This window comes from Vibrio sp. V23_P3S9T160, from assembly GCF_963886625.1.
In the GTDB taxonomy this organism is placed as follows: Bacteria; Pseudomonadota; Gammaproteobacteria; order Enterobacterales; family Vibrionaceae; genus Vibrio; species Vibrio anguillarum.
Map to the genome: position 1 here is coordinate 1 of NZ_CAWPDB010000176.1, position 14,653 is coordinate 14,653.

General features: G+C 43.6%; 11 protein-coding genes, 2 pseudogenes and 1 CRISPR repeat array. Of the genes and pseudogenes, 3 read left to right on the forward strand and 10 right to left on the reverse strand.

Translation table 11 applies throughout. The annotated features are described in order from the left end of the window. Positions 1-465 precede the first annotated feature (465 nt). Together AACU59_RS16705 and AACU59_RS16710 are read left to right on the forward strand one after the other, a co-directional pair. Complete coding sequence (locus AACU59_RS16705) at positions 466-969, forward strand: hypothetical protein (protein WP_161437759.1); 504 nt, start codon at positions 466-468, stop codon at positions 967-969. Positions 970-1,141: 172 nt separating this feature from the next. Continuing rightward, entirely contained in the window at positions 1,142-1,579 is a 438-nt protein-coding gene (locus AACU59_RS16710) for a hypothetical protein (RefSeq protein WP_161437760.1), read from the forward strand. 53 nt (positions 1,580-1,632) lie between these two features. Here the strand turns inward: AACU59_RS16710 and AACU59_RS18205 are convergent. The 8 genes and pseudogenes from AACU59_RS18205 to AACU59_RS16745 form a co-directional block, all read right to left on the reverse strand. Next, positions 1,633-1,770 (reverse strand): annotated as a pseudogene (locus AACU59_RS18205) (YgjP-like metallopeptidase domain-containing protein); the annotation flags it as partial. Between the two features lie 50 nt (positions 1,771-1,820). Further along, positions 1,821-4,674: a CRISPR direct-repeat array (repeat unit 32 nt; unit sequence GTTTCAATCCACGCGCCTGCGGGAGGCGCGAC). A 175-nt stretch (positions 4,675-4,849) separates the two neighbouring features. Then, a complete protein-coding gene (gene cas2 / locus AACU59_RS16715) occupies positions 4,850-5,143 on the reverse strand; it encodes a CRISPR-associated endonuclease Cas2 (protein ID WP_094123348.1) in 294 nt (97 codons plus the stop codon). Between the two features lie 12 nt (positions 5,144-5,155). Next, positions 5,156-6,187, reverse strand: a complete 1,032-nt coding sequence (gene cas1c / locus AACU59_RS16720; protein WP_094123349.1) for a type I-C CRISPR-associated endonuclease Cas1c — start codon at positions 6,185-6,187, stop codon at positions 5,156-5,158. Next, a complete protein-coding gene (cas4, locus tag AACU59_RS16725; RefSeq protein ID WP_094144964.1) occupies positions 6,184-6,807 on the reverse strand; it encodes a CRISPR-associated protein Cas4 in 624 nt (207 codons plus the stop codon). The genes cas1c and cas4 overlap by 4 nt, the downstream gene beginning before the upstream one ends. 4 nt (positions 6,808-6,811) lie before the next feature. Then, positions 6,812-7,681, reverse strand: a complete 870-nt coding sequence (cas7c, locus tag AACU59_RS16730; protein ID WP_094144965.1) for a type I-C CRISPR-associated protein Cas7/Csd2 — start codon at positions 7,679-7,681, stop codon at positions 6,812-6,814. A gap of 16 nt (positions 7,682-7,697) precedes the next feature. Next, positions 7,698-9,665 carry a type I-C CRISPR-associated protein Cas8c/Csd1 gene (gene cas8c / locus AACU59_RS16735; protein WP_094144966.1) on the reverse strand — a complete coding sequence of 656 codons (1,968 nt, stop codon included), beginning with the start codon at positions 9,663-9,665 and terminating at the stop codon, positions 7,698-7,700. Next, complete coding sequence (gene cas5c / locus AACU59_RS16740; RefSeq protein ID WP_094144967.1) at positions 9,662-10,366, reverse strand: type I-C CRISPR-associated protein Cas5c; 705 nt, start codon at positions 10,364-10,366, stop codon at positions 9,662-9,664. Before cas5c ends, cas8c begins: the two co-directional genes overlap by 4 nt. Before the next feature lie 31 nt (positions 10,367-10,397). Continuing rightward, positions 10,398-12,872, reverse strand: a complete 2,475-nt coding sequence (locus AACU59_RS16745) for a CRISPR-associated helicase/endonuclease Cas3 (protein ID WP_094144968.1) — start codon at positions 12,870-12,872, stop codon at positions 10,398-10,400. Positions 12,873-13,192: 320 nt separating this feature from the next. Between AACU59_RS16745 and AACU59_RS16750 the strand changes: the two are divergent. Next, positions 13,193-13,717 (forward strand): annotated as a pseudogene (locus tag AACU59_RS16750) (DUF4113 domain-containing protein); the annotation flags it as partial. A gap of 12 nt (positions 13,718-13,729) precedes the next feature. Here the strand turns inward: AACU59_RS16750 and AACU59_RS16755 are convergent. Both AACU59_RS16755 and AACU59_RS16760 read right to left on the reverse strand, forming a co-directional pair. Continuing rightward, entirely contained in the window at positions 13,730-14,122 is a 393-nt protein-coding gene (locus AACU59_RS16755; RefSeq protein WP_161437761.1) for a hypothetical protein, read from the reverse strand. Beyond that, a complete protein-coding gene (locus tag AACU59_RS16760; RefSeq protein ID WP_161437762.1) occupies positions 14,119-14,541 on the reverse strand; it encodes an ATP-binding protein in 423 nt (140 codons plus the stop codon). The genes AACU59_RS16755 and AACU59_RS16760 overlap by 4 nt, the downstream gene beginning before the upstream one ends. Between the last annotated feature and the right edge of the window lie 112 nt (positions 14,542-14,653).

Sequence of the window (14,653 nt, forward strand, 5' to 3'; positions counted from 1 at the left end):
GAGTTGCTTTCGTTAAAAAATAGTGAATCATATAAGCGAATAGTATCTCCAAAATCCAAAAAAATCATATCCTTGGCAAGCTCCGTCATTAAAATACTTGGTTTAAGTTTTACAGATAAAGTTGTCATATCTAACGAAAGCTACTTATCTGCTTACTCATTCATGAAGAATAAAGATAATCAAGTTATTTTATCCGATTTTAATGGAGTTTCATTAAGGGTGGATAAAAAAATAAGTGAGATCACGCAGATAAAGAGAAGTGTTAATCAATTCCTTAAGATCCTAGGTTTCAGTTGCAAAAATGAAGGAAGATCTAGTTCTAGGAAAAGTACCGCCGAACTTCATTCGTTCTCAAAGCTTTATTTAGATAACGCTTTAAATAAAAAATTTAATGGGTTCAACTTGAATTAAGACAAGATTTTATGCAATCATCACTATTGTTTAAATAACATCTAATTTTAATCTATGAAAATGATTTTCGAAATGCAGTATCGGCGTAAAGAAAAGTTTATCTATAAACGTGATGAGATCTGCTCAATCTTTAGAAGTGATGATATTGAGCAGATCATTGCAAAAAACAACTATATCGTCAGTATTGATTTTGAGCGATTTGTTTACTTGCGTTCAACATTGCCGCCTGATTTTTTTGACCAACTAGCCTTGTCACTGCGAGATGGCGAACTGTGTTATATATCTCTCGAAGATGCCCTCTCAAGGTGGAGTGTTATCTCTCAGATCCCGATGATTTTAATTCTGGGTACAACAGGGGAATCAGGTTTTTATAAGACTAGGTTTGGCAGTATTGAGTTTGTCCATGTTCCTCATAGTCATGAGGTAATACTTGCCAATACGACTGAACCTTATTACACCATTCGCTTAGCTAAGAAATTTTTTGCTTTTGAAGATTTAAAACGGATTGATCGGAACATGCATCTTATCGATTACGAAGAACTCTATGGCGAAGATTAAATTTCTAAAAATCAGATTTTATACATTTAAAAAAACATTTGACAATCACCACTTTACGTATTAAGTTTATAACCGTGTAATTTAAACCCCAGTTTTACACGTTTAAATTAATCTATAATAAATTAATCATTAAATCTTTTTTGGGGAGGTTTGATTTATTAAGGATTAATTTATGAGTTTTGCTATAACTAAGAATCAAAATGCACTGTCATCACAGCCTAACTCGGCTGATACTAGCGCTCTTGTTAGCTTAAACTTCAGTGCATTAAAACATCATCCTCGAACAGTTCATTTTCAAGACCCAATCGATTTATTTGTTGTCTTCGCCCAAGCCCATACCCTTGTATGTTTATCACATGAATACTCAGAAGATAGAATTCTTTTATTCGGGCGTTTATCAAATCGCTTTCTTCATCAAGTTGAGAGTTTTGATGACATTCTAGATGTCGTGTTTACGATGAACAAATCGAACCTCATTAAAACTCATTTCGAAGATAATCAGTTAAAGATTTATCTCAATGATGATTTATCTGACTCTGAAAGTATCATTTCTAATTGTTTTTCATTACAAGAGTGGCTTTGTCGATTACGTCAACGTCCATCAGTATAATTATGCACCTCCTCTACCCCATCGACTTTGCCAGTGCATCTGCACTGGCTTTTTTATTTATTCAAATACAACTCCGCCATTCCATCCAAACGGCTTTTTACTTCTTTCCAATTTGGCATCACGCTGGTGAGTAATCGCCAAAATCTGTCACTATGATTATGCTAAGAGATATAGCATAACTCGTGCAAAATGAAGCAGGAGGCGCGACCTTGGAAGTCTTAATACTAAAGCAACGCTAGAGGTTTCAATCCACGCGCCTGCGGGAGGCGCGACAGCCTTATTTGATTCACAAAACTTAATGGTCATGGTTTCAATCCACGCGCCTGCGGGAGGCGCGACACCAAACGCGCCAGACTCTGCAAACGTGCCACGGTTTCAATCCACGCGCCTGCGGGAGGCGCGACTCTCGCGCATTCGCTCGCCTTCACCAGCTGAGTTGTTTCAATCCACGCGCCTGCGGGAGGCGCGACATCTTTATTAGCAATCGACTTTTGTTGCTCTCTGTTTCAATCCACGCGCCTGCGGGAGGCGCGACATTTTCAGTTGCTGTCTGGCGGTGAAGTGACCGTGTTTCAATCCACGCGCCTGCGGGAGGCGCGACTGTAATTAAGAAACTCTGACCTTGGATTAGGTCCAGTTTCAATCCACGCGCCTGCGGGAGGCGCGACGCTATCATCCGCCGTGTAGTCACTGACCTAATGGTTTCAATCCACGCGCCTGCGGGAGGCGCGACTGTGCAGTTCGAAACGTTCCGTTATATAATACGGGTTTCAATCCACGCGCCTGCGGGAGGCGCGACTCTTGCTTTTTCCATTTTCCGTATTATATAACGGTTTCAATCCACGCGCCTGCGGGAGGCGCGACTGCCAACACACTGTGCAGCAATACGATTTAGGTGGTTTCAATCCACGCGCCTGCGGGAGGCGCGACCTCATCAATCGATGGGGCTTTTTGTGGAGATCGGTTTCAATCCACGCGCCTGCGGGAGGCGCGACATCGTGATTCAAGAAGCTGCGCATCTTTCGGTGGTTTCAATCCACGCGCCTGCGGGAGGCGCGACCACCATGGCGCGGCCCCGAGCAAGTACAACACTGTTTCAATCCACGCGCCTGCGGGAGGCGCGACCACCATCGTTGATATTGTTCGTTGGCATACTTTGGTTTCAATCCACGCGCCTGCGGGAGGCGCGACTTTAGCCCGAATTTCTGTTGCATGTTCAATATCGTTTCAATCCACGCGCCTGCGGGAGGCGCGACTAAATTACAAAGTCTCATTAAACGCCTAGAGACTGTTTCAATCCACGCGCCTGCGGGAGGCGCGACATTATTAGCTCATCAAACAACGGAGATAACCATGTTTCAATCCACGCGCCTGCGGGAGGCGCGACAGGGTTAACAAAATAGCCAACTTCGCCAACCTTGTTTCAATCCACGCGCCTGCGGGAGGCGCGACTGATTTCGATGGCGAGACGTATAACGAAGACATAGTTTCAATCCACGCGCCTGCGGGAGGCGCGACGTGCGGAATGGGTCAAATCAAAACTGGAGGAAATTGTTTCAATCCACGCGCCTGCGGGAGGCGCGACAATCAAGCGCGGATGTAGCCGTCATTACATTGTGTTTCAATCCACGCGCCTGCGGGAGGCGCGACATGAGTAAATTGCGTGTTGAGCGGTAATGTTTTGTTTCAATCCACGCGCCTGCGGGAGGCGCGACCTTTCCCACGTAACGCACTACGCAGAGCGTCAATGTTTCAATCCACGCGCCTGCGGGAGGCGCGACCATAAACCATGTAACACAGGCTGCCCGCACCCAAGTTTCAATCCACGCGCCTGCGGGAGGCGCGACTGCCTAAGGCATGCTGCGTACATGTCGGCAAGAGTTTCAATCCACGCGCCTGCGGGAGGCGCGACCCATTTTAAACTCACCAACGTCAATAGCATCAGGTTTCAATCCACGCGCCTGCGGGAGGCGCGACCCTCTGTCAGCCCACTAATGAACACAGTGGGGATGTTTCAATCCACGCGCCTGCGGGAGGCGCGACACACATGAGCTAAGCGAGACGGGGATAAGAACATGTTTCAATCCACGCGCCTGCGGGAGGCGCGACCTAACAATATGAACGGGCCAAATTGGTTGGTTCTGTTTCAATCCACGCGCCTGCGGGAGGCGCGACTTTTCTCAGCGGTTTCCCGATGCTGTTAAACTTGTTTCAATCCACGCGCCTGCGGGAGGCGCGACTATTACACCAAAAGTGATCGCAGTTTGCCCACTTGTTTCAATCCACGCGCCTGCGGGAGGCGCGACGTAAGTCGTCACTGGCGCACCGCCGAAGAACTGGTTTCAATCCACGCGCCTGCGGGAGGCGCGACGTAGTATTGCTCAAATTCAATTCCATTTTTGGAGGTTTCAATCCACGCGCCTGCGGGAGGCGCGACTATTAAGAGCTGAACAAACGCGAGTTACAGCGAGTTTCAATCCACGCGCCTGCGGGAGGCGCGACCTAGGCTTGTCAAAGGGCGCAAAAGTCCGACACAGTTTCAATCCACGCGCCTGCGGGAGGCGCGACGAGATAATTCAGATAAAAACATACTTCAAATATGGTTTCAATCCACGCGCCTGCGGGAGGCGCGACAAAATGTAAGGTATGGGGTTTTATTTATGAATGGTTTCAATCCACGCGCCTGCGGGAGGCGCGACCGCCGCGCTTAGCGTTGGTTTCAAGCGAAAATCTTGTTTCAATCCACGCGCCTGCGGGAGGCGCGACTTGCAAGCCATGCGCCGACGGCGTCTTTTAACTGGTTTCAATCCACGCGCCTGCGGGAGGCGCGACAGCTAGATGAGGTTTCCGTATCACCGTCAGTCGTGTTTCAATCCACGCGCCTGCGGGAGGCGCGACTTTCGGCGGCTTGCTCCATCGTAGCTGCTCCCATGTTTCAATCCACGCGCCTGCGGGAGGCGCGACTTATTGAGACGGTTGAAAGCCAAGGTGAAAGCGGTTTCAATCCACGCGCCTGCGGGAGGCGCGACTTTTGTTTGGTGACAGGTAATTAACCAGATAAATGTTTCAATCCACGCGCCTGCGGGAGGCGCGACCGCCTATTGTTAAAGGCACGTATAAACTAACACACTCTATTATTTACCGCTAACTTTGTGCGGTAGTACAAAACTGTATTGTGTGCATTTATACAAATAAGTATTTCCTATATTTTTAAAGAACTTATGCAATCGCTAGATCCCCAGTATTTTACTGAGAACTTGAGCCTAGCGACTATAAAATAAGGGTATCTCTGAATATATCTATGGCGACTTTAGCACCATGGTGCTCTACTTTGTTTTGCCAGTTTTTGCCGAGCTTATAAAAACGTAAACTGTCTACTTCAGGGTCGTAAATTGACAACAGCTCATTTTTAAAGCGCAGCCATTGCGCTGCATCTATTTCGCATTCAAATACAGAATATTGCACTCTTACACCATAATCTAAACACACTTTTGCTAATTGCCTGAGGCGTTTTTGACCATCTTCACTGGCAAAGGATACATCGTATGTGACCAATACCATCATTGCTCACTCTCCTTATTTTTTGATCACAAATGGCGGATAATGGGCTAAATCGCCACGTAAATGACGTGCTAACAGCATGGCTTGAACATGCGGTAATAAACCGATTTGCACCTTTTCTTGCAAAAAAGGATGTATCACTTCTTCTTGTTTTTTAACTTGATAAGCATGAAAAACTAGCTTACGCGCGTCGTCTTTTATGGTTACACCACCGAGACAATCTGTCTCAAAGTCCTTCGTGGTGAGAGTGTTATTGTTAAAGAGCTTTAAGGCGATGCTATCGACAATGTAAGCTCTAAACTCTTCTAAAAGATCGAGGGCGAGGCTATTTCTACCAGGCCTTTCTTTGTGTAAAAAACCGACTTGTGGATCTAACCCTACACCTTGTAATGCGCCACTGATCTCTTGGCCTAACACAGAGTACAGTAATGAAATAACCGCATTAACTGGATCTTTAGGCGGCCTTCGAGTGCGCTTATCAAACAGCAGTTTGCTTTCGTTGCCTTTAAACATGTCAGCAAACGCGGAGAAATAATGCGATGCGGCCTCTCCCTCTAACCCTAAAACTGTGTCGTAGGCGGTCACGCCTTTCAGTTGCTCAATAATTTGCTTTAAACGCTCAATGGCTTTTTCTAACTGTGGTGTGCTGTTGTGATTACGTCTAAAACGTAAAAGCAACATACGAGATGATCGTATTTTTGCGGCGACAATATACTTGGCAAGTTCGTTTGCAGCCTGCTCACTAACACTAAACTGCTGCCTACGCAGCAATACATTGCCCGTTTGTTTACCAACAACATTGGCTAGAAAACGACCATGCATATCAAAGAAGGCAAGATGAGTACCGTTTTCACCACAAAAGCCAAGTAACTGCGGCGAAACCATAATATTGCCAAAACAAAATATACTGCCAATCGAATGTATGGGAAGCTGCATCAGTTTTTGCTTTTCGCCATCCACTTTTTGTTCAATTAGTAAGGTTTCGCGTTGCTTATGCAAATAGACGCCATCTTTAGTGATATAAAGTGAGTTTTGAAGTTTTTTCATTCCGCCTCCGTTTTAAACAATGCCGCTACATAACCGCTTGAACCATCATTATTGGTTAAATCTGGCTGACATATTTCAGTCAGAGAACATGCCTTACAGTGTTTACCTTTCGTTGGCGGAGGCGTTTTTGCGTTTACAAACAGCTGTTGTACTTGCGTTATTAAAGCTTTTGTTTGCGTTCTCAGTTGGTTATCGAATTTGACCTCAATGCGTTTGCGCGTTTGCCAATACCAAAGTGCGCCATTTGCGACTTCAACGGATAACATTTCTTCAATACATAACGCTTGAGCACAAAGCTGTACTTTGTCGATATCGCTGGCTTTTGGTTTACCTCGTTTATATTCAACGGGGACGAATTGGTTGCTTAATCTATGGTGCTCTAATAAGTCTAATTTGCCTGTTATGCCTAATTGTGGCGCAGTCACCACTACGCCACGTTCAAAACGCACCCCTTTACGGGTTTCTGGCTCGCCGTTATCAACTCGATCATGTAACTGCCGCCCGTGTGCAGTTAGGTAATTTTCTTGCCACACTTGCTCTAGGTGGATCAGCGCACATTGGCGCTGACAAAAAGCAAAGTGCTGTAGAGCGGAGATGTTGATTAGGCGAACGTCAATCATTAGATTAGAAACCCTCGATCACTTCTGGTTCTAGTCCTTGTAAAGCGGTTACCAGTGAATCTTTCAACGCCGTAGTTTCAAGTGGTAAGCCTTGTTCAATGTGCGCTCTCAACGTTTGATGCACTTTAGCTGAAGAATACTGACCAGACTTAGAGTCATGTTTCCACCATACGAGGTGTGAAATACTCATAGAACCTTCAGGACGCGCTGATGATGCATCACCCTCAAACAACTTTACTAATACAGCTTTAATTTTTTCTGCATCTTCGTCACTGAAGCCTGTTTTCTCTGCCAATTGAGGTGTCATTGCACCAAAAGCAACATAGGTGGCTTTGTCTACACGGTGCTTCATACCCATGGTATCTGATGACTTTTTGGTACCATCACCTTCACCACTCACACTCTTGGTAATTTGTGTGCTAGTAATACTCACTGGCTCAATACTAAATGCGCTTTGAATCGTTACAGGCCCACGGATTGGAATAGATACACCATCCGAGCCTGTCCCTTTAAACGCAAACACTTGACCAAATGCACGCACATCTAGCCATTTTTGACAGCACAATTTTGCGGCTTGATCTGGCGCTGTTTTTTTACTGTTGAATGCCTCTTTTCCTAAACCAACCTCGTCAGATTCAGCTCGGTTGCGCAAGCTTGTCATACCATCGGTTTTCTTTTCATCCGATTGAACAAAAATGCTTTCCCCCGCCTCTTGTAGACGGTCACGAATTTTACGCTTTAAACAAACATCGGTAATTTCACCAAAACCATCATAATCGGTGCGTGGGCGATTACCATTGAGTGGATCACCATTTGGGTTAGCGTTTAATACGTTAAAAATTAATGCAAAGTCGATTTTATTTTGTAAAGTCATAGTGATGTTCCTTTTCTTAAACTGTTTCTTCTAAGTTTTCTTGGACTTGTTCGTCATTCACTTTCTTAACCCATTGACCTTTCTCTACTTTATGGGTTTCTAGCCACATCATTTGGTTGTGAAAGCCAAGCAAAAATTCAGGGGTGAGTTTTTGGTTTGAGGTAAAGTCAGCAGGATTAAACATATCGTGTATTTGACTAAACAGTGCTTTAGTTGCGTTGTCATACCCTTGGTAGTTATTAAACAGCCTTTGCTGATACGGTACTAAGGCATTACTGATGTTTAGCCACGTTGATGCAGGTCTATTAACAAATTGCGTCATGAAACGCTCTGCCGTGGTTAAACGATTTGCTTCGCTGCTTGAGAGTGCAACTTTTTCAACCTTGTTTGCCACCGCCAGTAAACGACCAAACAAATAGTCGCGACTGGCATTATCTTGTTGTAATGCCATTGGGTATTCCTTTTGAATAGTTGAATGTGTTGTCCGAGTGTAAAACCCTCTGATCAGTGAGCAGGCAATGCCTAAATTTTGTAACCAAAGCCAAGTTTGATCGGATTTATAGGCAACACGGTTAATTGCACGGTGAAACGCACTTTGCATGATGTCTTGCGGAATCGGTTTCCCTTCAACGATGCAGGGATATAAACGGGTAATAAGGTTTTTCTTTAAGGTGTCAGCAGATTTAAGTACATCACCGTATACACCATCAAGCACTCGGAATAAGCTCGGGGCACTATAAACCCATTGCCACTGTTCGTTTATTTTGACTCTCTGCTGCCAACCCAGATCGAGTTGCCACTGCTCTAATCGCGCTAAAAACTCTTTCGCGATGGTTTCACGGTAATACAAAATACCCATTCGCCCAGGCGTCGCGGAATCTAGTCCTAGCAGTGCAATTTGTTCGTTGTCAGCCAACTGGTTTCTCGTTTTTATACCATTAAAGTAACGCTTTAACTGATTGGCGTATGCTCGACCTAGGTCCTGTGTGTGATCAACACTGTCGGCCTCCGCTAAGAAACTGGCTAAGTCAGTTAAGTCCAGTTCGGTAGGTTTAGGGACCTCTTTGCCTGATACTGCCCAAGCTAAATAAACTTGATCGCCATTTCTAAAAACACTTTGCTTAGTTAACAAACAACGCAGTGCATTGTGCGCTTTTTGTGTCACTTCAAAGCTAATGTTGCAAGCTTCTTCATTGGATAAAAAACGACCTCGGAAGGTATAACCACTTTTATCGTTGGCAGAGATTAACTTGGCTTTATCACCACTGTGCCGTATTTTGGCTGGGTGGTTAGTCGCAACAAGTTTGTCTTCACCAGTGGCGTAACACATGGCTGTGCTATCACCATTTTGGCTATCAAAAGCAATCCAGCTTTGCTGGATACTTGGGTCAAGCCAAGTTTTTGATTGTGGTTCACCAGGTGTTTCTACACTCCAACAAACTAAAGCTGAACCTTGGTCAAACATCCCTTTTTCTTTCGGCAGGATTTTTAATAACGCAGGAGCTTCGCCTTCATCTTGCCACTTAGTCAGCAGGTACCCATCTTGTTCATGTAGCACATTTTCGGCGACCAAGTCTGCAACCACAGTGCCTTTCTCTATGTATTGGTAGACAGCATGCACTGCTGGGTGGCTATGCACTGAGTCACACCAAGCTTTTAATTGCGCTTGATACAACTCAAACCCAGACTTTTTAATACCGCCGAAATCAGCGTAATCTTTCGCAACGTATTGGATTTTATCTGCCAATGCATGTGCACATAAACCGCTGCTGCGTCCTGCGGATTGTTCCGTTGCAGGTAAGACCACTTGCGCTTTTTCGAGAACTTCAGCACGAACAAACTCACCTTGATTGTTTATCACAATATGTATGTGGGCATTTTGAATGGTATGACAAATTGGCATCACTTGTTGTTCAAATGGCAGCATATCATTGAGCTTTTCAAGCTCATCGTAGGTTTTATAGAGCGTCGTTAGCCAAGTCATAAGACACTCTCCGTTTGCTCAACACCCTGCAGATTTTGTTCAAGTTCAAAGCTTTTTGCGTCCATTTTTCTCACGTGACGCGTTACTGGGCATGCTGTTATATGAGGATATTCAATAACACCGTTTTTCATTACCCCATGCCAGAATCGGCTAATCAGTTCGTTGTTACCTGTTTCATCAGGGTAACCAAAACTATGGAACATTAAGCCAAAACCTAGCTCATCAATATCATCGTAAGCCCCTTCGCCCTCCCCAAAGAGACAAGGTTCAACATAACCTTGGCAATCGCGGGTACCTAGAAAGATGTCTTGTCGTCCGCCTTTTTCCAACATGCGTTTAGCAATGGCAAAATGCTTACCGTCAACACGGTCTTTCGCTAATTCAGGTCGATGTTCATTCCACTCAAAATGGGCTTCGATTTGGTACTCAACGTCATGCAAAAAGGTGTAATACGCCAAAGTATTACCACCACCCCAGTTCAACGGCTTTGTTCCCTTCGTTTGGGTACGCAGTGGTTTCATTACCCTGACTCTATCAACATGCCAAACAAGCGTTGGTTTCCAGTAGATGGATTTTAAAATCCCTTTAATCGCCTCGTAAGTAGGAATGTGATAAGTACACTTTTCACCTCCCACTTTCGTTATGGGGTCGGTAAATAACGCATACCTGCCCCATAATCTAAAACTAATACTGTTTTTCACATGGCTCTCCTTGTTAAAAACATGGTTGCATTTAAAAAATTAAATCTTGCTGAGCATTTGTTACTTCTAAGCTCAAGCCAAAATCTTGGCTGTAAAATTCTTCACTTAAATAAAACACAGCTTCGTCTTGCGCTATTGGGTACACCGCCTGCTGATCGGTGAGTTTTTGCCATACATTCGGGAAAATATTCACACTGTACTTTTGTGCAGCTTTTAATAAGCCGCGGTAACTTGCCGTATCAAAGCGCTGATCAAGCGCACATAACTGCGTGATTATGCTTTGCGCTTCTTCATTAAATGGCACGATCACGGAATGAACAGGGGCATCAATGGCTTTAAACTGTTTCGCGGCGGTCATGAAAGACTGTCTCAATGCAAACGGTGTTTTATTGATATTTCTTTGATTACTACTTAGCAAGTTAAGCAAGCTTTGATCTTGCTTAGCGGGATAAGTCATCTCTTTATGGCGATCATAAAAGTAGTATTGAAAATACTGGCTCATTGCTTGCGGTTTAAGCAAATCTTCTTCAGCAAACTCGGTGAAGATTCGGTTTGAAGCAGCAATGCCTGTTTTAATATCGTGTAGCATGCCGACATTTTCTTCGGCAGGGTTAAGCACAAACACATGGCCTTTCTGTTGCTTACCATTTCGGTTACAACGCCCTGCCGCTTGGGCGATTGAGTCAAGGCCAGCTACAAAACGTATAACGCAGCCAAAATCAACATCAACACCTGCTTCAATAAGCTGAGTACTGATACATAAAGTGGCCAGCCCGCCTGATAACCGTGCTCTAACTTCATCTAGAATTTGTTTACGATGAGCCGAACACATGCCGGTACTTAAATGAAAGATCTTAGTCTCATCAGTAACTTGGCTTTGTAACGCTTGGAATAAGTTTTTTGCCCACGATTTAGTATTTACAATCACTAAACAACTTTGTACTGCTGATAATTGCTGTTGTACTAGTTCAGTGATTTCAGCCTCATTCCAACCCTCTTTTTTGGTAACGTTCTTTATTCTCACTCGTTCTAGCTGTTGATAAAGCTTTTCAATATTTGGGGTTAGTTCATTTTCTAGTGGTAATTGCAATTCGCCAAACTGCTTTATTTGTTCGGGTAACTGATTGAGTAAAGGCTGAGTCGCGGTACACATTACCGCCGTGGTGTTACAAAACCGCGCTAAATAGTTGACGGTGTTATTGAATAAATGGACACAACGAATAGGGAGCGTTTGGATTTCATCAAACACCAGTATCGCATTGCTGAGTTGATGTAAACGCCTTGATCCACGCGTGCCACTTGCAAACATACTTTCAAGAAACTGTACCATAGTTGTGAGCACGATGGGCTTATCCCAATTTTCGCATGCCAGTTTTGAACGCCACGTTTGTTGCTCTGGCTCTAAGCTTGAATGATGCTCTAATACCCAATCATCTGTGTTTATTTGCTCCAAAACTTCACGAATGGCATTGCCATTTTGCTCAATGATTGAGGTAAACGGAATGATATAGATGATCCTATCAAGGTTATGTTTTTTAGCGTGATGCAGCGCAAAACGGAGACTAGCGTAAGTTTTTCCGCCACCCGTTGGGACAGTCAAACTGTAAATGCCCGTTTCGCCTTGTGCGCGATTAAAACAGTTGTCTGATATTTCAGCGCGAATATGGTCGATGGGATTGACTTGCTCAAATCGTGAGATGAAGCTTTCAATTTTATCGCAAGCAAAAGCCCAATCAGGTTGCTTAAAACGCTCAGGTTTGTTGCTTGGCTGCTCAAAGTCGGCGCTGTCAATTCGGTCGGCATCTATCAAACAACTGAACAGCATTTTAGTAAACATGCCAAGGTAGTAATCATGTTCAATGGCTGAAAGGACAACCCTATCGAACATACTTTTCAGGTTTTGACTACTTTCTGAGATAAACTGAAAACTTGCGAGTGACTGCGCTTGTGAAAATAAATCAGGATCAGCGTTTTTAGTGCATTCTTTTTGATGGGTTAGTTCATCATGCTTTTTAATCCTGTTTGCAAAAACATTTTCATTTTCTGACAAACTGTCAATCAATCCACTATGATGCGAGGCAATACACATGCTTAGAGCTTGAGTAATTGCTAAACCGTAAGGGGCAAGTGCTTGGTCTTGTTGTTTTAACTTCAAGTAATGAGGGAAAAGTGACTTGAAAATCCACTGTGCGCCTGCACTCGAGTGGTCAATTTTACCTTTTAAGCTTCTGCTCGTTGAACTTTCAGAGCTACCCTCGTCATTATCTGGGTTATAGCCTGTTTGCTCTGCAATAATCAGACGCATGTAATCTTGGAATGCATTACTGTATTTACCAAAGTCATGCATTAAGCCAATCAGTTTCCCTTGCTCGGCAAAACCTATTTTTGCAGCAAGCCTGCCAGCTAATTCGCTAACCGCTTTTAAGTGAACATAAACGCTTTGGTGGTGCCCATGCTCGATATCTGGATGGGCAATATAAGATTCATTAGAGCTTAAATCATCCATCAACATAGATCCCTCTGCGTAACGATCTCGATAAACTTATATCGGCACTTACTTCTATCTTTCATAAACCTCCAAAGGGGAAAGGAGCTAAAGTGATTTCTAGTATATCGAAAGGAATGTAGTGTAGCCTGTTGATTGATCTCGCCAGACAAATAAACATGTTGCACTGTATAGACAAGCATAATAACGTTACATAGCTTCATAAACCAGTGAACCCGTTGAATGAACTTTGAAAAATGGGAGATCAACAGTTGTTTGCTCAGGCGTTTGAGGCTGAACTTCAAGCCTTTCTCGAACAACACTTATCTTCACTTTAAATTGACGGAAAACAAGCCACTACAAGTGCAGGACAGAGAATTACTGACTTTGAGTCGTTGCAACAAGCGTTGTGTACGCACGCTAATATTGCTTCCTTCAAGGCTCGAAAACAAAAGTCACTGTGTAGAGTGATGCTCTGTTTCGCTAACAGTTCACCATTTGACGCGCTTCCAATAGCACGTAGAGCGGTTCATCGTTTTGCGTATCCAACTGCTGATGTGACCCAGATAACTCAAGCCGCCTCTCGACTGGCTGAGCAGTTATTCCAGCAGGATGTGAGGTTTTATAAAATTGGTGTTGGGCTGATTGACTTAGTTGACGAACAGCATGAGCAGCCTGATCTTTTTAATCTGACTCCGAATAATCCTAAGCTTATGAATGTGTATGACACATTAAACAATCGATTTGGGAGTGAGACTGTATTTTTAGCGGTACAAGGGATATCTCAGAAGTGGTCAATGCGGCGTAAGATGTTAACGCCGCAATATACGACCCAGTGGGTCGATTTACCGAAGATCAGGTGCTAGCTATCTCACAATCTATAATTCGATGTCAGGATACACCAGTCTATTGAGTTTCTTTTCAGCTTTACAATAAATCTGATTAGCAAATTTTTCCGAATTAAGGATCTTTGCGTCCGCTGCAATTCCTATAGCGCGATACACGGTGTTCAATTTCCACACGGTTTTACCGCGTTCAACTTCAACAAAAGTTGAATATGGTATGCCGTTGTATGAACCCGCAACTTTTGTATAAACTGTAACCAATACTTGAATACCTACCTGATCCTTTTTAAATAGATAAGTATCTAAAGTCTGTTGCACTTCGTTGAGTATTTTATAGACACCTTCGCTAGTTAATTCTCTAGCACGTGAACTTTTTTGCACTGATTTGAGCGCTTCATCTAAACCCTTAATTTTTATTGAACTCATTGTGCCGCCTCCATTGAAGGTGAAGATATCAACGCAGGATTTAACTTCTCAAACTGTTTACTCATTCGAGCAATCACAGCATCAGGTACACCATGAATATTTTGGTATTTCCCATTTATCTCAATGACTTCGAATGATACATTCATCTCATCCGCAAGTGATTTATAAAATGACATTTCCCAGTTTTTTACAAATGTGTTTGCAACCACGACGTCAAATCCTGCACGAAGTAAGCGCTTCGTTTCGAGTTGACACCATGCGTGAGCATTTTTGATTAGTGCGGGGTCGTATTGGTAATTATCGTTTTTATCGATAAAAAATTGATCTGCTTCAACTAAGATAGCATCGAGAGTTTTTGCGTATGTAGACTTTCCAGAGCCAGGTAATCCACGAACAAGGGTAAGTTTTTGCTTGGCCATTTTGGCGTTTCCTTTTATTAAAAAATAATTCCCTCCTCTCACCGATAAGGTGATGAATTCTTTGATATTGTTTAATTTATTTAACTCAATCTTTATACAAATTGAGATAGAG